This window comes from Massilibacterium senegalense, from assembly GCF_001375675.1.
Lineage (GTDB): Bacteria > Bacillota > Bacilli > Bacillales > Massilibacteriaceae > Massilibacterium > Massilibacterium senegalense.
Genome location: NZ_LN831786.1, coordinates 1,278,778 through 1,301,934, shown reverse-complemented (window position 1 = coordinate 1,301,934; position 23,157 = coordinate 1,278,778). Strand labels below are relative to the sequence as shown.

General features: G+C 37.1%; 16 protein-coding genes, 1 pseudogene and 1 other annotated feature. Of the genes and pseudogenes, 16 read left to right on the top strand and 1 reads right to left on the bottom strand.

From position 1 onward, the window contains the following. The first annotated feature begins 1,054 nt into the window (after positions 1-1,054). The 15 genes and pseudogenes from ilvE to yihA all read left to right on the top strand — a co-directional run bounded on the left by ilvE (position 1,055) and on the right by yihA (position 21,092). On the top strand, positions 1,055-1,936 hold the full coding sequence (ilvE, locus tag BN1372_RS09885; protein ID WP_062199029.1) for a branched-chain-amino-acid transaminase: 882 nt from the start codon (positions 1,055-1,057) through the stop codon (positions 1,934-1,936). A gap of 17 nt (positions 1,937-1,953) precedes the next feature. After that, positions 1,954-3,621, top strand: a complete 1,668-nt coding sequence (gene ilvD / locus BN1372_RS09880) for a dihydroxy-acid dehydratase (protein WP_062199027.1) — start codon at positions 1,954-1,956, stop codon at positions 3,619-3,621. A gap of 2 nt (positions 3,622-3,623) precedes the next feature. Continuing rightward, positions 3,624-3,893: a binding site (T-box leader), on the top strand. Positions 3,894-4,045: 152 nt separating this feature from the next. After that, positions 4,046-5,773, top strand: coding sequence for an acetolactate synthase large subunit (gene ilvB, locus BN1372_RS09875; protein ID WP_062199025.1), 1,728 nt, complete (start codon positions 4,046-4,048; stop codon positions 5,771-5,773). Next, on the top strand, positions 5,770-6,291 hold the full coding sequence (gene ilvN / locus BN1372_RS09870; RefSeq protein ID WP_062199023.1) for an acetolactate synthase small subunit: 522 nt from the start codon (positions 5,770-5,772) through the stop codon (positions 6,289-6,291). The genes ilvB and ilvN overlap by 4 nt, the downstream gene beginning before the upstream one ends. Before the next feature lie 239 nt (positions 6,292-6,530). Beyond that, positions 6,531-7,563: pseudogene (gene ilvC, locus BN1372_RS09865) on the top strand (ketol-acid reductoisomerase). Beyond that, positions 7,541-9,073, top strand: coding sequence for a 2-isopropylmalate synthase (locus tag BN1372_RS09860; protein ID WP_062199019.1), 1,533 nt, complete (start codon positions 7,541-7,543; stop codon positions 9,071-9,073). The pseudogene ilvC and the gene BN1372_RS09860 overlap by 23 nt, the downstream one beginning before the upstream one ends. Before the next feature lie 22 nt (positions 9,074-9,095). Beyond that, positions 9,096-10,160: a 3-isopropylmalate dehydrogenase gene (gene leuB / locus BN1372_RS09855; protein WP_062199017.1), complete on the top strand. Its 1,065-nt coding sequence runs from the start codon at positions 9,096-9,098 to the stop codon at positions 10,158-10,160. A gap of 28 nt (positions 10,161-10,188) precedes the next feature. Beyond that, positions 10,189-11,601 carry a 3-isopropylmalate dehydratase large subunit gene (leuC, locus tag BN1372_RS09850; protein WP_062199015.1) on the top strand — a complete coding sequence of 471 codons (1,413 nt, stop codon included), beginning with the start codon at positions 10,189-10,191 and terminating at the stop codon, positions 11,599-11,601. 12 nt (positions 11,602-11,613) lie between these two features. Then, a complete protein-coding gene (leuD, locus tag BN1372_RS09845; RefSeq protein WP_062199013.1) occupies positions 11,614-12,198 on the top strand; it encodes a 3-isopropylmalate dehydratase small subunit in 585 nt (194 codons plus the stop codon). A gap of 137 nt (positions 12,199-12,335) precedes the next feature. Then, positions 12,336-13,298, top strand: a complete 963-nt coding sequence (locus BN1372_RS09840) for a tetratricopeptide repeat protein (RefSeq protein WP_062199011.1) — start codon at positions 12,336-12,338, stop codon at positions 13,296-13,298. 111 nt (positions 13,299-13,409) lie between these two features. Then, on the top strand, positions 13,410-14,702 hold the full coding sequence (tig, locus tag BN1372_RS09835; RefSeq protein ID WP_062199009.1) for a trigger factor: 1,293 nt from the start codon (positions 13,410-13,412) through the stop codon (positions 14,700-14,702). Between the two features lie 293 nt (positions 14,703-14,995). Continuing rightward, positions 14,996-16,264, top strand: a complete 1,269-nt coding sequence (gene clpX / locus BN1372_RS09830) for an ATP-dependent protease ATP-binding subunit ClpX (protein ID WP_062199007.1) — start codon at positions 14,996-14,998, stop codon at positions 16,262-16,264. A 141-nt stretch (positions 16,265-16,405) separates the two neighbouring features. After that, positions 16,406-18,073 carry an ATP-dependent protease LonB gene (gene lonB / locus BN1372_RS09825; protein WP_082419013.1) on the top strand — a complete coding sequence of 556 codons (1,668 nt, stop codon included), beginning with the start codon at positions 16,406-16,408 and terminating at the stop codon, positions 18,071-18,073. A gap of 108 nt (positions 18,074-18,181) precedes the next feature. Continuing rightward, a complete protein-coding gene (gene lon, locus BN1372_RS09820; protein WP_062199004.1) occupies positions 18,182-20,509 on the top strand; it encodes an endopeptidase La in 2,328 nt (775 codons plus the stop codon). Beyond that, a complete protein-coding gene (yihA, locus tag BN1372_RS09815) occupies positions 20,499-21,092 on the top strand; it encodes a ribosome biogenesis GTP-binding protein YihA/YsxC (protein WP_062199003.1) in 594 nt (197 codons plus the stop codon). Before lon ends, yihA begins: the two co-directional genes overlap by 11 nt. A 57-nt stretch (positions 21,093-21,149) precedes the next feature. On the opposite strand, the gene BN1372_RS09810 is transcribed toward yihA, so the two are convergent. Beyond that, a complete protein-coding gene (locus BN1372_RS09810) occupies positions 21,150-21,617 on the bottom strand; it encodes a hypothetical protein (RefSeq protein WP_062199002.1) in 468 nt (155 codons plus the stop codon). A gap of 186 nt (positions 21,618-21,803) precedes the next feature. Here BN1372_RS09810 and hemA point away from each other — a divergent pair, with 186 nt between their 5' ends. Beyond that, positions 21,804-23,150, top strand: coding sequence for a glutamyl-tRNA reductase (gene hemA / locus BN1372_RS09805; RefSeq protein WP_062199000.1), 1,347 nt, complete (start codon positions 21,804-21,806; stop codon positions 23,148-23,150). The last annotated feature ends 7 nt before the right edge of the window (positions 23,151-23,157 follow it).

Here is a 23,157-nt window from a genome sequence, read left to right as displayed (position 1 = left end):
CCACTGAATGGAAGGTTTCTTTATCGTAAAAAGTAATCGACCAAAGGTGGTGAAAGGAGTAATAGTATAGAGAAAAAAATTAAAAGTTTAGCGGTTTTTTGAGATAACATTTCTTTTTCGTTTCTTTCCCCATTGTACCAACCAGTAAATTGCCATCTGTTTCGATACAGGACAAATAATAATAACAAAATGCCTAAGAAACCTAACCATTCAAATTGAGTTACACTAATTGATTGATAAAATACGCTTAAAATGGTAGAGAAAATGCCCCCTAAAAGTCCAAATATCAATATAATTCATATTAATTCTAATAAACCTCTCATTATACACCATTCCTTTCCACATAGATAAATTTTCACATGAAATAAACGCTGTTGGAGATAACACCTTATATCCATTAATCGGTTGTTTATATGTTTAATTTTCCTAATAACAAACTATCATATGTGTCCGTTATGTTAAATGTCAATGATGTTAAAAGAAATTTATTCCTCATTAATGGGCGAAGTAAGACCCTCACTTCAAAAGGTCTGCAAACAGGTAAGGGGGAAGTGTGAAAACTTCTGCTGATGGAAGATTTCTTTATTGATCAAGATTTGGACAAGTAGCAACTAGCATCATTTACTTTTTAAAAAAACATTATGTAAAAATTTTAAATTAGGTTATATAATGACGAAACAAAAAAATGATGTTTTTTGGATTATATCCAGTCATCATTTAAACGTTTTTTTAAAAATGCAAATTGTCAAAAAACTTTAAAAAGTTTTTCTAGTAAAATAAATATTGATAGAATAAGGATGTAAACGTATACAGGTAAGTTTATTACCCGTTTAGGAAGGAAGATAATCCTAAAAAACGGTTGACGAAATATCATTTTAATCTTATGATATATAAAAAATTAGTAACTTCATAATTTTAAGAAAATTTTAAATTCATCCTTATTTAGATGAGAGATGAATTTAAATATCCCTTTGTAGGAGTGACAAAAACTTCGCAAAGAAAGTTATATTATGATGTCTTTTAAGTAGCTTTACAATATATAGGAGATGATTAAATGAGTGAGCAATTGATCTACTTAAACGGCGAATTTGTCACAAAAGACAACGCAAAAATTTCAGTTTATGACCACGGTTTTTTGTATGGGGACGGAGTGTTTGAAGGAATTCGTGTATACAACGGTAATATTTTCCGCCTGGAATTACATACACAACGTTTATATGATTCCGCAAAATCAATTATGTTAAACATTCCACATACACAAGATGAGTTTAACGAAATTATCGCAGAAACTATTCGTAAAAACAAATTGGACAGCGCATATATTCGTGTCGTCGTTTCTCGTGGAACAGGAGATTTAGGGCTTGATCCAAATAATTGCAGTGTATCTAATGTCGTCGTTATTGCTGAACCGCTTGCTCTATTCCCACCAGAGTTATACGATAAAGGAATTGCTATTGCAACCGTTGCAACAAGACGTAATCGACCAGACGTACTTAGTCCAAAAGTGAAATCATTGAACTATTTAAATAATATTTTAGTAAAATTAGAAGCACATCAATTAGGTGTTTCAGAAGGATTAATTTTAAATGATGAAGGATATGTAACAGAAGGTTCTGGAGATAATATCTTCATTATTAAAGGAAACACTATTTTAACTCCTCCGACTTATTTAGGTGCTTTAGAAGGCATTACACGTAATGCAATTGTCGAAGTAGCAAAAGAACTTGGATATGATATGCGTGAAGAACCTTTTACACGCCATGATGTATATATTGCGGATGAAATTTTCTTAACTGGTACAGCTGCTGAATTAATTCCAGTAATCGAAGTAGACCGTCGTCAAATTGGAGACGGAAAACCAGGAAAAGTATTCAAACAATTATTAGAAGAATTCCGCAAACGAGTAGTCGCAGAAGGATTTAAAGTATATAAATAAGTATAGGAGTTGTTACGATGCGTAGCGATATGATCAAAAAAGGAGTCGATCGAGCTCCGCACAGAAGCTTGCTATATGCTGCAGGTGTAAAACCAGAAGATTTAGACAAACCATTTATCGGGGTTTGTAATTCATATATCGATATTATTCCCGGTCATGTTCATTTACGTGAATTTGCGGATGTTGTGAAACAAGCGATTCGTGAAGCGGGTGGAGTGCCTTTTGAATTTAATACAATTGGTGTGGATGATGGTATTGCCATGGGACATATCGGAATGCGCTATTCTTTACCAAGCCGTGAGTTAATTGCAGATACTGCTGAAACGGTTATTAACGCTCATTGGTTTGATGGTGTATTTTATATTCCAAACTGTGACAAAATTACACCAGGGATGTTAATGGCATCTGTTCGTACGAACGTTCCGAGTGTATTTGTTTCTGGTGGTCCAATGGAGGCAGGGCGTACGAAAGACGGAAAAGCTCTTTCTTTATCTTCTGTATTTGAAGGTGTTGGCGCAATGCTTTCAGGAAAAATGAGTCGTGAAGAATTGCTAGAAATTGAACAAAGTGCTTGTCCGACATGTGGCTCATGTTCTGGTATGTTTACAGCAAACTCGATGAACTCATTGATGGAAGTACTCGGAATGGCGTTACCAGGAAATGGAACAATTGTTGCCACAAGTGAAGAACGACATCAACTGATTAAAAATGCAGTCGCTCACTTAATGGAACTGATTAAAAAGGATATTAAACCACGCGATATTATTACAGAAGAAACAATTGATGATGCTTTTGCATTAGATATGGCGATGGGTGGTTCAACAAACACCGTTCTTCACACATTGGCCATTGCGAACGAAGCGGAAATTGATTATGACATAACCCGTATTAACGAAGTGGCAAAACGCGTGCCATATTTAGCGAAAATTAGTCCAGCATCGGACTATTCTATGCAAGATGTGCATAACGCTGGTGGTATTAGTGCTATTTTAAAAGAACTAGCAAGTGTACCAAGAGCTATTCATCCTGATCGTATTACGATTACAGGCAGAACACTTCGTGAAAACATTAAAGATGCAGAAATTACGAACGATCAAGTAATTCGTCGGAAAGAAAATCCATATAGCCCAGTTGGTGGATTGTCTATTCTTTTCGGTAACATTGCTCCTGATGGTGGCGTGATTAAAGTAGGTGCAGTAGATCCTTCTATTAAAGTGTTTGAAGGGGAAGCAATTGTTTTTGAATCACAAGATGAAGCAATTGAAGGAATTAACAACGGGACAGTAAAAGAAGGGCATGTTGTTGTCATTCGTTACGAAGGACCAAAAGGCGGTCCAGGAATGCCAGAAATGCTAGCTCCAACATCAGCGATTGTTGGTCGGGGGCTCGGGACAAAAGTAGCACTTATTACCGATGGACGCTTTTCAGGCGCATCTCGTGGAATTGCGATTGGACATATTTCTCCAGAAGCTGCAGAAGGTGGGCCAATTGCCTTTATTGAAAACGGAGATAAAATTCGCGTTGATTTAACAAATCGAACAATTGAATTACTTGTTAACGACAACGAGCTGCAAAAACGGAAAGAAAATTTCGTTGTACCAGAACCAAAAGTAAAAACTGGTTGGTTAGCACGTTATTCTAAATTAGTAACATCCGCTAATACAGGCGGTATTATGAAAATATAATAATTAAAACGGCGAAGAGGATAAGTAGCTTTAAATGATTATTTTCAGAGAGCTTACGGTTGGTGTGAGTAAGTAATAACATTTTTAGTGAACTCGCCTCTGAGTGTTACCCTGAACGAGTGTAGTAAGGGTAACCGGGTGTTCCCGCACCCGTTACAAAAACAAGCGAATGTGAAAAAGGATAATAACCATTCGCTAATGAGGTGCTATGTCGAAAGACTAGCATGAACAAGGGTGGTACCATGGAAAGTAAGAATCTTTTCATCCCTTCAAGTCGATGGACTCGTATGGAGATGGAAAGGTTCTTTTTTTATACAATTTTATGTTTGTTGTAATATGTTTTGGTAAAAAATAAAAAACTTCTAAAAGTGGGAGTATAGCTACCCATAAACGAAAAATAAATCATGATAAGGGAGGAAAGGTTATGAGCGCTCAATCAAAGACGATGGATCGTAAAACAACTGTTCAAAATGAAACAATGACGGGTGGACAAATGTTAGTCGAAGCCCTAAAAAGAGAGAACGTTGAAGTCATTTTTGGTTACCCAGGCGGAGCGGTTTTACCAATTTATGATGCTTTTTATAATTCGGGATTACGCCACGTGTTAACACGACACGAGCAAGGTGCCATTCACGCAGCAGAAGGATACGCAAGAATTTCAGGTAAACCTGGTGTAGTAATCGCTACTAGTGGTCCGGGTGCGACAAACTTAGTGACAGGGATTGCAGATGCAATGATTGACTCTATTCCTTTAGTAGTCCTTACTGGTCAAGTATCAACTGCAGTAATCGGTTCTGACGCATTCCAAGAAGCTGATGTTGTCGGTATTACAATGCCGATTACAAAGCATAACTATCAAGTACGTGACATTAAAGATTTTCCAAGAATCATTAAAGAAGCGTTTCATATTGCATCGACAGGTAGACCAGGACCAGTATTAATTGATATTCCTAAAAATATCGCAACGGCAACCGGTATTTTTAATTATGAAGAAGAAGTCAAGTTACCAGGATATCAACCGAATGTTATACCGAATATTCTGCAAATTCGAAAACTTCAACAAGCTGTATCTGATGCAAAAAAACCAGTTATTTTAGCAGGCGCAGGGGTATTATTTGCAGATGCAAATGAGGAATTAAAAACCTATGTAGACAAAATGAAGATTCCAGTAGCAAATACGCTATTAGGCCTTGGTGGATTCCCGGCAAATCATGAATTATTTTTAGGAATGGCGGGTATGCATGGAACATATACAGCAAATATGGCGTTATATGAATGTGATTTAATTATTAGTATCGGAGCTCGTTTTGACGATCGTGTTACTGGAAATTTGGAGCATTTTGCGCCAAATGCAAAAGTAGCACATATTGATATTGATCCTGCTGAAATCGGTAAAAATGTTGCAACAGACATTCCAGTTGTGGCAGACGCAAAATTAACACTTCAAGCATTGTTAGCAGAAGAAGGCACACAACCAGAACATGCAGAATGGCTTGCATACTTACAAGACTGTAAGGAAAAATATCCACTTCACTACGAAGAAGAAGACGGGGTATTAAAGCCACAAACAGTGATCGAAATGATTTTAAAAGCAACAAAAGGGGAAGCAGTGGTAACAACAGACGTTGGTCAACATCAAATGTGGGCAGCACAGTTTTATCACTTTAACCATCCAAATCGCTGGGTAACAAGCGGTGGTTTAGGAACAATGGGCTTTGGGTTGCCAGCTGCTATTGGAGCACAATTTGCAGAGCCAGATAAAATGGTTTTTTCTGTCCTCGGAGATGCTGGTTTCCAAATGACTATGCAAGAACTAGCGATTATTCGTCAATGGAACTTGCCGATTAAAGTGATTATTATTAACAACAATGCATTAGGAATGGTTCGTCAATGGCAAGAAATTTTCTATGATGAACGTTATTCTGAATCATTGTTAGATTATCAACCAGATTTCATTAACCTTGCGAAAGCGTTCGGTATCGATGCATTTAATGCAACAACAAACGAAGAAGCAAAAGCTGCAATCGATGAAGCGATGAAAATTGATGGACCTGTCTTTATTAATTTCCAAGTGGCTCCGAAGGAAAAAGTATATCCAATGATTCCGCCGGGAGCTGGATTACATGAAATGGTGGGGGTGAAAGGTAAATGAGACGAATTGTAACGGCAACAGTTTTAAACCAAGCTGGTGTTTTAAACCGTATTACAGGGTTGTTTACTCGTCGTCACTTTAATATCGAAAGCATTTCTGTAGGCCACGGGGAAACCCCTGGAATTTCTCGGATGACCTTTACGGTAAACGCAGAAAACGAAAAAGAAATCGAGCAACTTTTGAAACAATTAAATAAACAAATTGATGTTTTAAAAGTAGTCGATATTACTGATCAGGCGATGGTCTCAAGAGAACTTGCACTAATTAAAGTAGGGGTTACCCCACAAACAAGACCTGAAATTAACACATTAATTGAACCTTTTCGCTGTCAAATTCTTGACGTTGCAAAAGATTCACAAACTATTGAAGTCGTTGGTGGAAGCGATAAAATCGAAGCTTTAATTGAATTATTACGCCCTTATGGTATCAAAGAAATGAGCCGTACTGGTGTTACCGCACTTCCACGCGGCATGCAAAAATTATCTAGCAATGATATTGCAACCTTTGCAATTATCTAATATACAAATCTTCCATCAGCAGGAGTAGTTTTCCTGCAGGGATGGTTAGATAGAATAATCCAAACAAGCAGCAACGCTTATGTTACTAGCCAACAGCGCCTGCAGCTCGATTCGGACAGTTAGATCCACACTTTCGGTTTCTATCTATGTAACGATTCGAAGTGAGTGTCTTACTGACCATCAAGCAAGGATAAATGTAAAATATTAAACAACTTAATTTAAAGGAGAGGAATTTTAAAATGGCTAAAGTTTATTACAATGGAGATGCAGATTTAACATTATTAGAAGGAAAAACAGTTGCAGTAATCGGTTACGGTTCACAAGGTCACGCTCATGCGCAAAACTTACGTGAAAGTGGCGTAAACGTAGTAGTTGGTCTTCGTCAAGGTAAATCTTGGGATCAAGCAAAAGAAGATGGATTTGAAGTGTTACCTGTAAGTGAAGCAACAAACAAAGCAGAATTAATCATGATCTTGCTTCCAGACGAGTTCCAACCAAAAGTTTACGAAAATGAAATCAAACCAAACCTTGAAGCAGGAAATGCATTAGTATTTGCACACGGTTTTAACGTTCACTTTGGTCAAATCGTTCCTCCTGCAGACGTAGACGTATTTTTAGTTGCACCAAAAGGACCAGGACACCTTGTTCGTCGTACGTATACAGAAGGTGCTGGAGTTCCTGCATTAATCGGTATTTACCAAGATGTAACAGGAAAAGCGAAAGAAATCGCGCTTGCATATGCAAAAGGAATCGGATCAGCTCGTGCTGGTGTGTTAGAAACAACATTTAAAGAAGAAACAGAAACGGACCTTTTCGGTGAACAAGCAGTACTTTGTGGTGGAGTTTCAGAATTAATTAAAACTGGATTCGAAACACTTGTAGAAGCAGGTTACCAACCAGAAGTAGCATACTTTGAGTGCTGCCATGAATTAAAATTAATCGTTGATCTTATTTATGAAGGTGGACTTGAAAACATGCGTTACTCTATTTCTGATACAGCACAATGGGGTGACTTTGTAAGTGGACCACGCGTTATTACAGCGGATACAAAACAAGCAATGAAAGACGTACTAAAAGATATTCAAACAGGTGTATTTGCAAAAGGATGGCTTCTTGAAAATGAAGTAAATCGTCCACAATTTAACGCTATTAATGCAAGAGAAAAAGAGCATCAACTTGAAGTTGTCGGAAAAGAGCTTCGCGCAATGATGCCATTTGTTAAACAAAAATAATAAAGGAGTGGAAGAACGTGCGCAAAATTCAAATTTTTGATACGACTCTTCGTGATGGGGAGCAATCGGCCGGTATTAACTTAAACTTTACAGAAAAAATGGAAATTGCAAAGCAGTTGGAGCGCCTCGGTGTAGATGTAATTGAGGCCGGCTTCCCGGCTGCAAGCCCTGGTGATTTCCAATCGGTAAAGGAGATTGCAGAAGCAGTAACACACTCATCAGTAACAGGACTTTCACGTGCGAATCAAAAAGATATCGATGCGTGTTGGGAAGCACTGAAAAATTCAGCTGAACCACGTATTCACACGTTTATCGCAACAAGCCCTGTGCATATGGAATATAAACTGCGTATGACTCCAGATCAAGTCGTAGAAAATGCGGTGTCAGCTGTTAAGTATGCAGCAAGTCGTTTTACTCATGTCCAATTTTCGGCGGAAGATGCGTGTCGGTCTGATTTACCGTTCCTAGCAAGAATTCTTGAAGAAGTAATTCATGCTGGAGCAACGGTAATCAATTTACCTGACACAGTAGGATACATTACACCGAAAGAGTACGGAGAACGATTACGATACTTAAAAGAACATGTACCGAATGCGCATAAAGCTTTATTCTCCACTCACTGTCATGACGATTTAGGAATGGCAGTTGCCAATTCACTTTCAGCGGTTGAAAATGGAATCGATCAAATTGAATGTACGATTAATGGAATCGGAGAACGGGCAGGGAATGCTGCACTAGAAGAAATTGCAATCGCTCTTTATATTCGAAAAGATTTTTATCAAGCAGATACAAACATTCAATTAAAAGAGTTAAAACGAACTAGTAATTTAGTAAGTAAATTAACAGGATTCCCTGTTCCACCGAATAAAGCAGTCGTAGGCTCAAATGCATTTGCACATGAGTCTGGCATTCACCAAGACGGTGTATTAAAAGAAAAAACAACGTATGAAATCATTTCTCCTGAGCTTGTTGGTGTTCAATCAAATGCAATGGTACTGGGAAAACATTCCGGGCGACATGCATTTAAGGAAAAAATTATCGAGCTAGGATTTGATTTAACACAAGACGAATTAAATGAAACATTTAAAGCGTTTAAAGAGTTAGCCGATCGCAAAAAGGAAATTACAGATGAAGATTTATTTGCGCTTTTAACAGACAAGAAAATCGATGCTTCTGTTTCTTATTACGATGTGGAAAACATACAAGTGCAATACGGAACAAATAATGTTCCAACTGCAACGATTACGTTAAAAGAACCAAGCGGTGAATGTAAGCAACATGCTGCAACTGGTAGCGGTAGTGTAGAAGCAATTTATAATACGTTAGAACAAATGGTAGAAGGAGAAGTAGTTCTCCATGATTACCGAATTCAATCTGTATCAGGTGGACGTGATGCATTAGCACAAGTTCACGTAAAAGTGACGTATAATGGCGGGGAATCCACAGGACGTGCTACTGCGCAAGACGTGCTTGAAGCATCAGCCAAAGCATATGTGAATGCTTTAAATCGTGTATTGATTCAAAAAGATCGTATGAAAGAACAAGTGTAAGGAATGAGAAAGGGGAACGAACATGGCGCAGAAACAAATTGCGGTATTACCAGGTGACGGAATCGGTCGGGAAATTGCAGATGGTGCGATACGAGTATTAGAAGTAGTTGCAAAAAAATTTGGTCATGAATTTACTTTTGAAAAAGGTCTTATCGGTGGCTGTGCCATCGATGAGACTGGTTCCCCATTACCAAAAGAAACAATCGCACTTTGTAAAAATAGTGATGCAGTATTAATGGGAGCTGTTGGCGGTCCTAAATGGGATTTAGGAAGTGTTCGTCCAGAACAAGGATTGCTTGGCATTCGTAAAGAACTTAATTTATTTGCGAACTTACGCCCGGTATCTGTTTTCAAAAGTTTACAAAATGCCTCCACACTGAAAGAAGAAGTGATTGATGGAGTCGATATTTTAATCGTTCGTGAATTAACAGGCGGACTTTACTTTGGAAAACCGAGTGAAAGACGAGAAAATGGAGAAGTAGTAGTCGACACTCTTTACTATACAAAACGAGAAATGGAACGGATTATTAAAAAAGCATTTGATTTAGCTCGTTTACGCGGAAAGAAAGTAACATCTGTCGATAAAGCAAACGTCCTAGAATCTAGTCGGATGTGGAGAGAAACAGCGATAGAAATCTCCAAAGAATATTCAGACGTTACACTTGAACATATGTTGGTGGATAACTGCGCGATGCAACTTGTTCGAAATCCACGTCAATTTGATGTGATTGTAACAGAAAACTTATTTGGCGACATTTTAAGTGACGAAGCAGCGATGTTAACAGGATCACTAGGTATGTTACCTTCTGCAAGCTTAACAGATAATAGTCCAGGTCTGTATGAGCCTGTCCATGGTTCGGCACCAGATATCGCTGGGCAAAACAAAGCCAATCCATTAGCTATGATTCTATCAAGTGCAATGATGATTCGTTACTCATTTGAAATGTTAGAAGAAGCTTCTGCGATTGAAAAAGCTGTTTCAGATGTTTTAGAAGCGGGATTACGAACAGGTGATATTGCAGATGAACAAACAACTTCTTATGCAACAACAGAAGAAATGATAGAAGCGGTTATTAATCGTCTGTAATGATAACAAACGTAAGGAGGGGTTATGTATGCCAAAAACAATTATCGAAAAAATTTGGGAAAAGCATGAAGTCGTAAAGGAAGAAGGAAAACCATCCCTTCTTTATATTGATTTACATCTCATCCATGAAGTAACTTCCCCACAAGCTTTTGAAGGATTACGGTTAAAAGGACGAAAATTACGTCGTCCAGATTTAACGTTTGCAACAATGGATCATAACGTTCCGACCATTAATCGTTTTAATATTACAGATGAAATTGCTAAAAAACAAATTGAAACGTTAGCCAAAAACTGTGCTGAGTTTGGTGTGAAAATCGCTGATATGAAGAGCCCAGACCAAGGGATTGTTCACGTTATTGGACCTGAATTAGGATTAACTCACCCAGGGAAAACGATTGTGTGTGGAGATAGTCATACCGCTACACATGGCGCGTTCGGTGCACTAGCTTTTGGGATTGGGACAAGCGAAGTAGAGCATGTTTTTGCAACACAAACACTTTGGCAACAAAAACCGAAAACACTTCAAGTAAAAGTAGACGGTAAGCTCGGAAAAGGTGTAACAGCAAAAGATGTTATTTTGGCGATTATTGCGAAGTATGGTGTTAATGTTGGAACTGGTTCTGTTATCGAATATACAGGTGAAGTATTTAAAAATATGTCGATGGAAGAACGAATGACAGTATGTAATATGAGTATTGAAGCGGGAGCGAAAGCAGGTCTTATTAGCCCTGATGAAACTACGTTTGAATACCTTCACGGCCGTCGTTTTGTTCCAACAGGCGAGGCGTTTGATGCGATTGTTGAGGAATGGAAAGCTCTTGCAACAGATGAAGGTGCTACGTACGATCGGACAATCGAACTTCATGCAGATGAAATTGAACCGCAAGTAACATGGGGAACAAATCCAGCACAAGGTACAAATGTTAACAATGTCGTTCCGTCGCCATCAGATTTTGAATCGGAAACGGATCAAAAATCAACAGAACAAGCGTTATCATACATGGGGCTTGCGCCTGGAATGAAGATAACAGATATCGAAATTCAACATGTTTTTATCGGTTCCTGTACAAATTCTCGTATAAGTGATTTACGTTCAGCTGCAGAAGTAATAAAAGGACGTACAGTAAAAGAAGGTGTACGTGCAATGATTGTTCCAGGATCACAAAAAGTAAAAGCGCAAGCGGAAGAAGAAGGATTAGATAAAATCTTTATCGAAGCCGGATTTGAATGGCGTGATGCTGGCTGTAGTATGTGTCTTGGGATGAACCCTGATACGGTGCCTGAAGGAGAACGTTGTGCTTCTACTTCGAACCGGAACTTTGAAGGGCGTCAAGGAAAAGGTGCCAAAACGCATTTAGTAAGTCCAGCAATGGCAGCGGCAGCAGCCATTCATGGCCATTTTGTTGATGTACGTAAATTAGACAAAGAACCTGTAGCATAAGGAGGAGTAGGAATGGAACCAATTGTCATTCATGAAGGAAAAGTAGCAGGAATGGATCGGGTGAATGTCGATACTGACCAAATTATTCCGAAACAGTTTTTAAAACGTATCGAGCGTACAGGTTTTGGTCAATTTTTATTTTTTGATTGGCGTTTTAACAAAGATGGATCGGATAATCCCGAATTTGAATTGAATCGTCCAGAAAATAAAGGAGCATCTATTTTAGTCGCTGGTGAAAACTTTGGATGTGGTTCTTCTCGTGAACATGCACCTTGGGCATTGTTAGATTACGGCTTTAAAGTGCTAATCGCACCAAGTTATTCTGATATTTTTTACAATAACTGCTTAAAAAATGGGATTTTACCAATCTGTCTTTCTGAAGGTGATATAAAAACGCTCATCGAAAAGGCGAAAGCAAGCGATTATGAATTAACGGTCAATTTAAAAGAAAATAAACTTTCTGATACAGAAGGATTTGAACGTTCTTTTGAAATTAACGAATATTGGAAAGAAATGCTTTTGAACGGCTGGGATGAAATTGACGTAACACTTACGTACGAAGATAAAATTAAAGCATTTGAAGCAAAGCGTGCATAAATAGATGTTTAATGAAAGAAAAGTAGGTTAGAGTAGCAAACTCTAAGCTGCTTTTCTTTTTTAGATTCGCTTCTTTCTTTCATATGAAAAATGGTGTAACGTAAAGAAAGAATATGAAATTAGATGAGGCGATTACAATGAAGGATAAAAATAAAAAGGTTATTCTGTTTCCGAATGTAGAAGAAAAACTATTTCAAAAAGCAAAAGATTGTATCCAACAAGGAAATTTTCAAGAAGCGATTGAATCGTTTTTGTTATTAGAATCATTTAGTGGATATACAGAAGAAGTGTATATGGGCTTAACTGCTTGTTATATGGAAATAGGGAAATACCAAGATGCCAAATTTTATTGTAAAATGATGCTCAATCATCAACTGGGGGATTTTGTGGAGGTAGCCCAAATGTATGTATCTATTTTGATTCAGCTAAACCATTACCATGAAGCGAATTCTTTTTTACAAATAATAAAGGAAAAAGTACCATCCTTATTTGAAATAGAATCTCCTTTTTATCACATTGAGTCGTTTTTACAACGAGTCGATGCTCCTTCTCACTCGCTTCATGACGATTATGAAGGATTGTTTAGCGACACATTTGAACAAAGAATCCATCATTTTACACGAATCGTAGAAAGAAATGAAACGGAACGATTAGAGTTATGTTTAACTTTTTTACAATCAGACTACGGAGATGATTGGTTAAAAACGATGATGTTACAAGTGTTACGAGAACAAGGCTATGAACAGCCAGTTGTCGTTCGAAAATTTCAAAAGGAAATGACAATTCACCATATCGACCAATTTGATCAAATGTATGTCCAATTTGAACAAAAAGCGATGAAGCAAATAGAAGAATCTATAGAACAACAAGATCCAGTTTTAGCGCAAATGATGAAAGATTTATTGCGTCAGTTTTTATTTAGACATTTTCCATTTCCATTAGAAGAAGTCACTGATTACGTCCTAGCTATCGAACAAATAACGAGAGAAGCAATGTTTGGTCAAGTAAAGTGGAATACGCCTGTTTCTGTGAAAAAAAACATCGTACAACAGGTGTATCGTCATCTGAAAGAAGTGTTACAATTACCGTTTTCTACGTAAAATATTGAAAAATAGTTGAAAGCAAGTTGTTCTATGATATAATAAAGAAGTTATAAATACGGATTCTACATAGAATACTATGCTACCTTGAATGTTGGAGGGATTGAATACATGAGTACTAAATGGGAAAAACTAGAAGGCAACCAAGGCGTTTTAACGGTAGAAGTTGACGCAGACAAAGTAAAAGAAGCAATCGATCAAGCGTTTAAAAAAGTGGTAAAACAGGTGAATATTCCTGGTTTTCGTAAGGGGAAAGTACCACGCGTTATTTTTAACAAACATTTCGGTGAAGAAAGTTTATACCAAGATGCTTTAGACATTCTATTACCAGAAGCGTATGCAAAAGCAGTAGAAGAGTCAGGAATCGAACCAGTGGATACTCCAGAAGTAGACATTAAACAACTTGAAAAAGGTCAAAATTTAATTTTTACTGCTACTGTGACAGTAAAGCCAGAAGTAAAACTTGGTGAATACACTGGCTTAGAAGTAGAAGAAAAAGATGTAACCGTAACGGATGAAGATGTTGAAGCAGAATTAAAAGCCCTTCAACAACGTTTTGCAGAATTAGTTGTAAAAGAAGACGGAGAAGTTGAAGATGGCGATACAGCAATGATTGACTTTGAAGGATTCTTAAATGATGAACCATTTGAAGGTGGAAAAGGTGAAAACTATCCATTAGTAATCGGTTCTGGTTCTTTCATTCCAGGTTTTGAAGAACAATTAATTGGAATGAAAAAAGACGAAGAAAAAGATATCCAAGTAACATTCCCAGAAGAATACCACGCAGAAGAATTAGCGGGTAAAGAAGTTACGTTTAAAGTGAAAATAAACGAAATTAAAGCACAAGAACTTCCTGAGCTTGACGATGAGTTTGCAAAAGATGCAAATGAAGAAGTAGAAACATTAGAAGAATTAAAAGAAAGCGTCAAAAAAGATCTTGCTCAAAAGAAAGAAGCAGATGCGCTTGATTCAAAACGTAATGCAGTTATCGAACAAGCAGTAAACAATAGTGAAGTGGATCTTCCTGAAGCGATGATTAATACGGAATTAGATCGTATGATTCCTGAATTTGAACAACGTCTTCAAATGCAAGGGATGAACCTTGAATTATATTATCAATTAACAGCTTCTAATGAAGATGCTTTAAAAGAGCAAATGAAAGAAGAAGCTGAAATGCGTGTACGCACTCGTTTAACATTAGAAGCAATTGCTAATGCTGAAAACATCGAAGCAAGTGATGTAGATGTGGAAGAAGAAATTGGTAAAATTGCAGAGATGTATCAAACGGATGTAGCTACCGTTAAAAATTTATATGAATCACAAGGTTACTTAGAAAGCTTACGCGACGATTTAAAAGCACGTAAAGCAATTGACCTTTTAGTAGAAAAAGCAAACGTAAAATAAGTAAATATACATCTTAGAGACAAGGCACGATAATATCGTGCCTTGTTTATTAATTAAACGATTTTTTGGCATCCTTTTTCATAACAGTGGCATTTTTTTACTTGAAACGTATATAATAGATAAAAGAGAATCATACATATCGTATCACCATAGAAAGAGTTATCACTACCAAGAACTACTCTTTTTGTGATACAATGCAATACATAATTATCTAATTGAGTATGCAAAGTACAAGGATGAACTTGCAGCCTCAAAGCTAGAGCAATATTTTTTGCAAGGGGTGAATATTTCTTATGTTTAAATTTAATGATGAAAAAGGACAATTAAAGTGTTCTTTTTGTGGCAAGACGCAAGATCAAGTACGAAAGCTAGTCGCTGGTCCAGGCGTTTATATATGCGATGAGTGTATCGAACTTTGTAGTGAAATTGTCGAAGAAGAATTAGGTACAGAAGAAGAAGTAGAAATTAAAGATATTCCGAAACCAAAAGAAATTCGTGCTATTTTAGATGAATACGTGATCGGCCAAGATGAAGCGAAAAAAGCACTTTCTGTAGCGGTGTACAACCATTACAAACGAATTAATTCAAACAGTAAAGTGGATGATGTAGAATTATCGAAAAGTAATATTGTAATGATTGGACCAACAGGTAGCGGAAAAACGTTATTAGCACAAACAATGGCACGTATCTTAAATGTTCCATTTGCGATTGCTGATGCAACAAGTTTAACTGAGGCTGGATATGTTGGGGAAGACGTTGAAAATATTTTATTAAAATTAATTCAAGCTGCAGACTATGATGTAGAAAAAGCAGAAAAAGGGATTATTTACATTGATGAGATTGATAAAATTGCGCGCAAATCGGAAAACCCATCTATTACACGTGACGTAAGTGGGGAAGGTGTACAACAAGCACTTCTTAAAATTTTAGAAGGAACGGTAGCAAGCGTACCTCCACAAGGCGGAAGAAAACACCCTCATCAGGAGTTTATCCAAATAGATACTACAAATGTACTATTTATTGTGGGTGGAGCTTTTGATGGAATTGAACAAATTATCAAAAGTCGTCTAGGGAAAAAAGTAATTGGTTTCGGAGCAGAAACAAGTGAAACAGTAGAATTAAAACAAGGGGAGTACTTACAAAAAGTATTACCAGAAGATTTACTTCGTTTTGGGTTAATTCCAGAGTTTATTGGACGTTTACCTGTTATCGCAAGTTTACATCAATTAGATGAAGAAGCACTTGTTCGAATTTTAACAGAACCGAAAAATGCACTTGCGAAACAATATACAAAGCTTCTTGAGTTAGATGATGTAGAATTAGAATTTGAAAAAGAAGCATTATATGCGATTGCAAATAAAGCAATTGAGCGTAAAACAGGTGCACGTGGACTGCGTTCTATTATTGAGGGCATTATGTTAGATGTGATGTTTGAATTGCCATCAAGTGAAGAAATTAAAAAATGTGTTATTTCCAAAGATACGGTTCTCGGTAAAGTAGGACCAAAACTTTATTTAGAAGATGGCACATTGTATGAAAAACCGCCAAAAGAAACGGCATAAAGAAACCTTCCATCAGTGGAGGGGTGACTTTCACATCATGATGGGAAAAGCTGGCTATGAGAAAAAGCCAGCTTTTTGACTTTTTTGTTTATCTTCCTTTGCATAGGTCATACTAACCGTAAAGATGAAGGAGGATAACAAATGAATTGGACGGCCTTTTTTATATTTATTCAAGTGTTTTTTGCGGTAATTGTTGGACTTTATTTTTGGGGATTATTGCGTTCGCAACGAACTCAAAAAGTGTCGGTAACAAAAGTTTCAAAAAAAGAGTTAGATAAATTAACGAAGCTTCGAAATATTTCCTTGTCGCAACCGTTAGCAGAAAAAATTCGTCCGACCCGCTTTTCTGAAATTATTGGGCAAATGGATGCTATTACATCATTAAAGGCAGCTCTCTGTGGCCCGCATCCACAGCACGTTATTGTGTATGGCCCACCAGGTGTAGGAAAGACAGCCGCTGCCCGCCTCGTGTTAGAAGAAGCTAAAAAAGAAGAAACATCCCCTTTCCGATTAGATGCACCATTTATTGAAATAGATGGTGCTACGTCCCGATTTGATGAACGAGGGATTGCGGATCCTTTGATGGGTTCTGTTCATGATCCGATTTATCAAGGGGCAGGAGCGATGGGACAAGCGGGAATTCCACAACCGAAAGAAGGAGCCGTGACGAAAGCGCACGGAGGAATATTGTTTATTGATGAAATTGGGGAACTTCACCCGATTCAGCTAAACAAATTATTAAAGGTTTTAGAAGATAGAAAGGTAATTATCGAAAGTGCCTATTATAATGAAGAAAATGAAAAAATTCCGGCTCACATTCACGACATGTTTCAAAAAGGATTGCCCGCTGATTTTCGATTAATTGGAGCGACGACAAGAAATCCAGCAGAATTACCACCAGCATTACGTTCGCGTTGCTTAGAAATTTTTTTTCGTTCACTGACACCGAAGGAAATGAAAGAAATTATGAAAAATGCAGTGGAAAAATTACAGCTTACGATAGACAAATCAACGCTCGATTATTTAGTATCATTTGCACAAAATGGTCGTCATGCAGTATCCATGGTACAGCTAGTAGGCGGACTTGTCATTTCACAGAAACGGAAAAAAATCACTGATGATGACGTGCGTTGGATGGTCCAAGCAAGTCGGTTGACCCCAAGAATGAAACGCCAAATGACAAAGAAAAATCAAGTTGGTGTCGTATGTGGATTAGGAGTAACGAGTCAACATGAAGGGGTTATTCTAGAAATTGAAGCGGATGCAACAAGAGCTAGAGCACAATCAAAAGGGCAAATGAATGTAACAGGGATTGTAGAGACAGAACAAACGAAAGCGCCATCAAAGGAAACCATGCGAAAAAGCATGGCGAAAAGTTCTATCGAAAATGTTCAAACAGCATTAAAACGTATTGGCGTACCAATTCAGGAGTATGACATTCATGTGAATTTTCCAGGTGGAATCCCGATTGATGGTCCTTCTGCTGGGATTGCGATAGCAGTTGCAGTATATTCAGCAATTTATAAAAAAGAAGTTCCGTTTGATTTAGCATTAACAGGGGAATTAAGTATACACGGTCAAGTATTGCCTGTAGGAGGTATTGTAGAGAAAGTGGAGGCAGCAATGGAAGCAGGCTGTAAAAAAGTGATTTTACCAAAAGGCAATGAGCACATTCCTAGTAAAAACGACATCGACATTATTACAGTAAAAACATTAGAAGAACTTCTTTTAACTATATTTCCAGCTAATGAACAAAAAGAGAGTATAGCGGCACAATCATCCGCTTCCATCCCTTCCGAGTTTTTTTAGCAGTGGAAGGGATTTTCATTTGGACATTAATAATAGACAAAAAACGATAAGATAGGATAGAATTGTACAAAGGTATACACATACCTAGGGTTGATGGAGGTGTACTTTATGGAAAAAGAATTAAAAACGATTCCACTTCTGCCCCTTCGAGGAATTACCGTCTATCCAACGATGGTACTTCATCTTGATGTAGGTAGAGATCGATCAATGAAAGCAATAGACAAAGTGATGCTTGATGAACATAAAATTGTATTGGCTACTCAAAAAGAAGTTTCTTTGCAGGAACCAAAAGAAGAGGAAATTTATCCGTTTGGCGTCCTTGCACATATTAAACAAATTTTAAAATTACCAAATGGAACGATGCGTATTTTAATCGAAGCTGAAAAAAGAGTGGAGATTATGGAATATGTTTCAACCGAACCGTATTTTGAAGTAAAAGTACAGTTGTATGATGAAAAGGAAACAGCAGATGTAGAAGAAGAAGCGTTCATGCGAACGTTGTTAGAACTATTTCAACAATACATAAAAGTTTCGAAAAAAATTACACAAGAAACATATACATCTGTTACAGACATAGAAGAACCTGGTCGATTAGTTGACATTATTGCTTCTCACTTGCCGTTAAAAACAAGTGCCAAGCAAGAAATTTTAGAATGTATTGATACGAAAGAACGATTAATGTTATTAATTTCGATGCTTCGTAACGAAAAAGAAGTGTTAGATTTAGAAAAGAAAATTAGCCAACGCGTGAAACGTTCGATGGAAAAAACACAAAAAGAATATTACTTACGCGAACAAATGAAAGCTATTCAGAAAGAACTAGGAGATAAAGAAGGCAAATTAGGAGAAGTAGCAGAGTTACGCAAGCAAATTGAAGAAGCGAATATGCCAGAATCAGTAGAAGAAAAAGCATTAAAAGAACTCGACCGATATGAAAAAATGCCACAAACGTCTGCGGAAAGTTCGGTTATTCGTAATTATTTAGAATGGCTCGTGACACTTCCTTGGTCGCAAGAAACGGAAGATATTTTAGATATTAATCGGGCGGAAAACATTTTAAATGAAGATCACTACGGATTAGAAAAAGTGAAAGAACGTGTACTAGAATATTTAGCTGTCCAACAATTAACAAATTCATTAAAAGGACCTATTTTGTGTTTAGTCGGGCCTCCAGGGGTTGGGAAAACATCGTTAGCACGTTCGATTGCTCGAAGTTTAAATCGGAATTTCGTCCGAATTTCGCTCGGTGGTGTTCGAGATGAAGCGGAAATCCGCGGACATCGAAGAACGTATGTTGGTGCGATGCCAGGACGAATTATTCAAGGAATGAAAAAAGCAGGTACGATTAATCCAGTCTTTTTATTAGATGAAATTGATAAAATGAGTAATGATTTTCGCGGCGACCCATCAAGTGCCATGTTAGAAGTGTTAGATCCTGAACAAAACCATACGTTTAGTGACCATTACATAGAAGAGCCGTATGATTTATCGAAAGTAATGTTTGTAGCAACTGCTAACAATATGATGACCATTCCAGCACCATTACTAGACCGTATGGAACTGATTACAATCGCTGGTTATACAGAGTTAGAAAAATTAGAAATTGTCAAACGTCATTTATTACCGAAACAGGTGAGCGAACATGGATTAAAAAAATCACAATTACAAGTGCGCGAAGATGCCATTGAAATGATTATTCGTCGTTATACGCGAGAAGCGGGTGTACGTAACTTAGAACGAAAAATTGCAGCGATTTGCCGGAAAGCTGCAAAAATCATTGTTTCTGGTGAGAAAAAACGAGTAGTCGTAACAGAAAAAAACGTCGATGAATTTTTAGGAAAACCAATTTTCCAATATGGAAAAAAAGAAAAAGAAAATCAAATCGGAGCAGCAACAGGACTTGCATATACAACAGCAGGTGGCGATACATTATCTATTGAAGTATCTGTCGTGAAAGGGTCAGGAAAGTTACTGTTAACAGGTAAACTAGGAGACGTGATGAAGGAATCTGCACAAGCAGCCTTTAGTTATGTCCGGTCACGAGCAGCCGATTTATCCATTGAAGGAGATTTTTATGAAAAGTACGATATCCATATTCACGTTCCTGAAGGGGCTGTACCGAAAGACGGGCCTTCTGCAGGTATTACAATTGCGACCGCTTTAGTTTCTGCGTTAACAGGGCGTGCTGTACGTAATGATGTAGGGATGACGGGTGAAATCACGTTACGTGGTCGCGTGTTACCGATTGGTGGTTTAAAGGAAAAATCGTTAAGTGCACATCGGGCGGGATTAACAATCATTATTATTCCAAAAGATAATGTGAAAGACGTAGAAGATATTCCAGAAAGTATTCGCAATGATTTAACGTTTAAACCAGTTAGTCATTTAGACGAAGTGCTTGATATTGCGTTAGTAGGTGACAAACGTGAAAGTTAACCAAGCTGAATTTATTATTAGTGCGGTAAAGGAAGAACAATATCCAACAGATGATCTAGTAGAATTTGCACTTGCAGGGCGATCTAACGTGGGAAAATCATCGTTCATTAATAAGATGATTGGTCGAAAAAATTTAGCACGAACGTCGTCCAAACCTGGTAAAACACAAACGTTAAATTTTTATAAAATCAATGATGCCTTTTATTTTGTGGATGTTCCTGGATACGGATTTGCCCGTGTATCAAAATCAGAGCGAGAAGCATGGGGAAGAATGATTGAAACGTATTTAGGGCAGCGTGAACCTTTAAAAATGGTATTACTCATCGTCGATTTACGCCATGCTCCGTCTAAAGATGACCAATTGATGTATGAATGGCTAAAACATTATGACATTCCAACGATGATTGTGGCAACAAAAGCAGATAAGATCCCAAAAGGGAAGCATCAAAAACATATAAAAATCGTAAAAGAAACATTACAAGTAGATAAAAACGATACGGTTGTTTTATTTTCTTCTGAAACAGGACTTGGAAAAGAAGAAACTTGGAAACAATTGAGTGCTTATTTACAACCAAAAGAATGAATAAAAGCTGTATCCAGATTAGATTGGATACAGCTTTTATTCCCCTATAAATGTCTTTTACTTTTTAATTAAAAAATATAATCCGAGTGCAATGAATAATAAAGACCAGTATTGTTTGATATAACCAAATAACGGATTTACCATTTGGCTCACTGGTTCAAATAATAATCCCGCAGCCGCTAATAAAAATAATACAATGCCTGCTAACATACCTTTTTTTTTCGTTTTTTGAAATTGAATTAAAAAAGCTATTCCAATAATTAATGGGTAAATAGCCCAGTGATTCGGCCAGAATAGAAAAGAATGAAGCGCGAAAATATGTAATCCAAAACCGATACAAATAACAGCTAAAAAGATTTGGAATGGATCTTTTTTTGATTGGACAAAAAAAGCAAGGCCAAAAATAAGAAGAGAATACGGTAAGAAAGGTACGTATAAGGCAATGGACATTCCTAGTTGTTCCAAAAAGAAATATAGGCCAAAACCGATAAGTAAAATAGACAAAAATGGACGATAGTTGTTCATTTACTTACTCCTTTTCGACAAAATATGATACACTCGTAATGGGTTAGTAGAGAAGATAGTGGTATGTATGATTATAACAAAGGACTTCAAAATCTGTTCATATTTTTTTTATTAATTTATAGCGATACATGATATACTACTATTAGAGAACTATGTACGACAGAGGTACACGTGGAGGTGGCACGATTGCATATCCTAGTTGTAGGATTAAATTACAAAACAGCGCCTGTAGAAATTCGAGAAAAATTATCCTTTAATGAATCAGAAGTGGTAGATGCTGTTAAAGTTCTTCGAAACAAAAAGAGTATTTTAGAGGATGTTATCGTCTCAACTTGTAATCGAACGGAAATTTATGCAGTAGTTGATCAACTTCATACAGGACGTTATTATATAAAAGAATTTTTAGCAGATTGGTTTGGATTAAAGAAAGAAGAGTTTGAACCGTACTTATTTATTCGAGAAGCAACAGATGCGGTGCAACATTTATTCCGCGTAATTTGTGGATTGGATTCGATGATTCTAGGGGAGACGCAAATTATCGGACAAGTACGAGATGCCTTTTTAATTGCGCAAGAAGCGCAAACAACAGGTACTATTTTTAATGAATTGTTTAAACAAGCAATCACAATAGCAAAACGTTCTCAATCTGAAACAGAAATCGGAGAACATGCTGTGTCTGTCAGTTATGCAGCAGTGGAACTTGCAAAAAAAATATTCGGTGAATTAACGAATAAACATGTTTTAATTGTTGGTGCTGGACAAATGGGGAAATTAACAGCACTTAATTTACACGGTTCCGGAGCATCACAAGTGACCGTTCTTAATCGAACCGTAGAGCGTGCAGAAGAACTTGCGAAAGACTTTAATGGTGTAGCACGTTCCATGCAACAATTAGAAGAATCGTTAATAGAGGGAGATATTTTAATTAGTTCTACAGGAGCAAAAGATTATGTCATTACGAAAGAAATGGTACAAGCAATCATTCGTAAACGAAAAGGGCGCCCGTTGTTAATGATTGATATCGCAGTACCACGTGACTTAGATCCTTCAATCGATGAGTTAGAAAGTGTCTTTTTATATGACATTGATGATTTACAAGATATTGTGGAAGCAAACATTGAAGAACGTCGTCGTCATGCAGAGAAAATTGATATGATGATTTTAGATGAAATAGATATATTTAATGAATGGTTAAACATGCTTGGGGTCGTTCCAGTTATTTCAGCTTTACGTAAAAAAGCGTTGTCTATTCAAGCAGAAACAATGAAAAGTATTGAAAGAAAAATGCCGGATTTAACCGATCGCGAGAAAAAAGTATTAAGTAAACATACAAAAAGTATTATCAACCAGTTATTACGTGATCCTATTTTACAAGCCAAAGAAATGGCAACGGACAAACATGCGGAACAATCGTTACAATTGTTTATGAAAATTTTTGCTATTGAAGAAGAAGTAAAACAAGAAGCAAAAGGAAAAGGAATCGCATTAGCAGGGGTGGAAAATAAACCGGCACCGTCTATGCTTCGTTCCTAAGAGGGAA

What these genes read in the sequence shown, in the direction of transcription:
- tig (WP_062199009.1), top strand. Translation starts at nt 13,410, where the DNA reads ATGAGTACTAAATGGGAAAAACTAGAAGGCAACCAAGGCGTTTTAACG.
- lon (WP_062199004.1), top strand. Translation starts at nt 18,182, where the DNA reads ATGGAAAAAGAATTAAAAACGATTCCACTTCTGCCCCTTCGAGGAATT.
- BN1372_RS09810 (WP_062199002.1), bottom strand. Translation starts at nt 21,617, where the DNA reads ATGAACAACTATCGTCCATTTTTGTCTATTTTACTTATCGGTTTTGGC.
- lonB (WP_082419013.1), top strand. Translation starts at nt 16,406, where the DNA reads ATGAATTGGACGGCCTTTTTTATATTTATTCAAGTGTTTTTTGCGGTA.
- ilvD (WP_062199027.1), top strand. Translation starts at nt 1,954, where the DNA reads ATGCGTAGCGATATGATCAAAAAAGGAGTCGATCGAGCTCCGCACAGA.
- leuB (WP_062199017.1), top strand. Translation starts at nt 9,096, where the DNA reads ATGGCGCAGAAACAAATTGCGGTATTACCAGGTGACGGAATCGGTCGG.
- ilvN (WP_062199023.1), top strand. Translation starts at nt 5,770, where the DNA reads ATGAGACGAATTGTAACGGCAACAGTTTTAAACCAAGCTGGTGTTTTA.
- ilvB (WP_062199025.1), top strand. Translation starts at nt 4,046, where the DNA reads ATGAGCGCTCAATCAAAGACGATGGATCGTAAAACAACTGTTCAAAAT.
- leuC (WP_062199015.1), top strand. Translation starts at nt 10,189, where the DNA reads ATGCCAAAAACAATTATCGAAAAAATTTGGGAAAAGCATGAAGTCGTA.
- clpX (WP_062199007.1), top strand. Translation starts at nt 14,996, where the DNA reads ATGTTTAAATTTAATGATGAAAAAGGACAATTAAAGTGTTCTTTTTGT.
- BN1372_RS09840 (WP_062199011.1), top strand. Translation starts at nt 12,336, where the DNA reads ATGAAGGATAAAAATAAAAAGGTTATTCTGTTTCCGAATGTAGAAGAA.
- leuD (WP_062199013.1), top strand. Translation starts at nt 11,614, where the DNA reads ATGGAACCAATTGTCATTCATGAAGGAAAAGTAGCAGGAATGGATCGG.
- ilvE (WP_062199029.1), top strand. Translation starts at nt 1,055, where the DNA reads ATGAGTGAGCAATTGATCTACTTAAACGGCGAATTTGTCACAAAAGAC.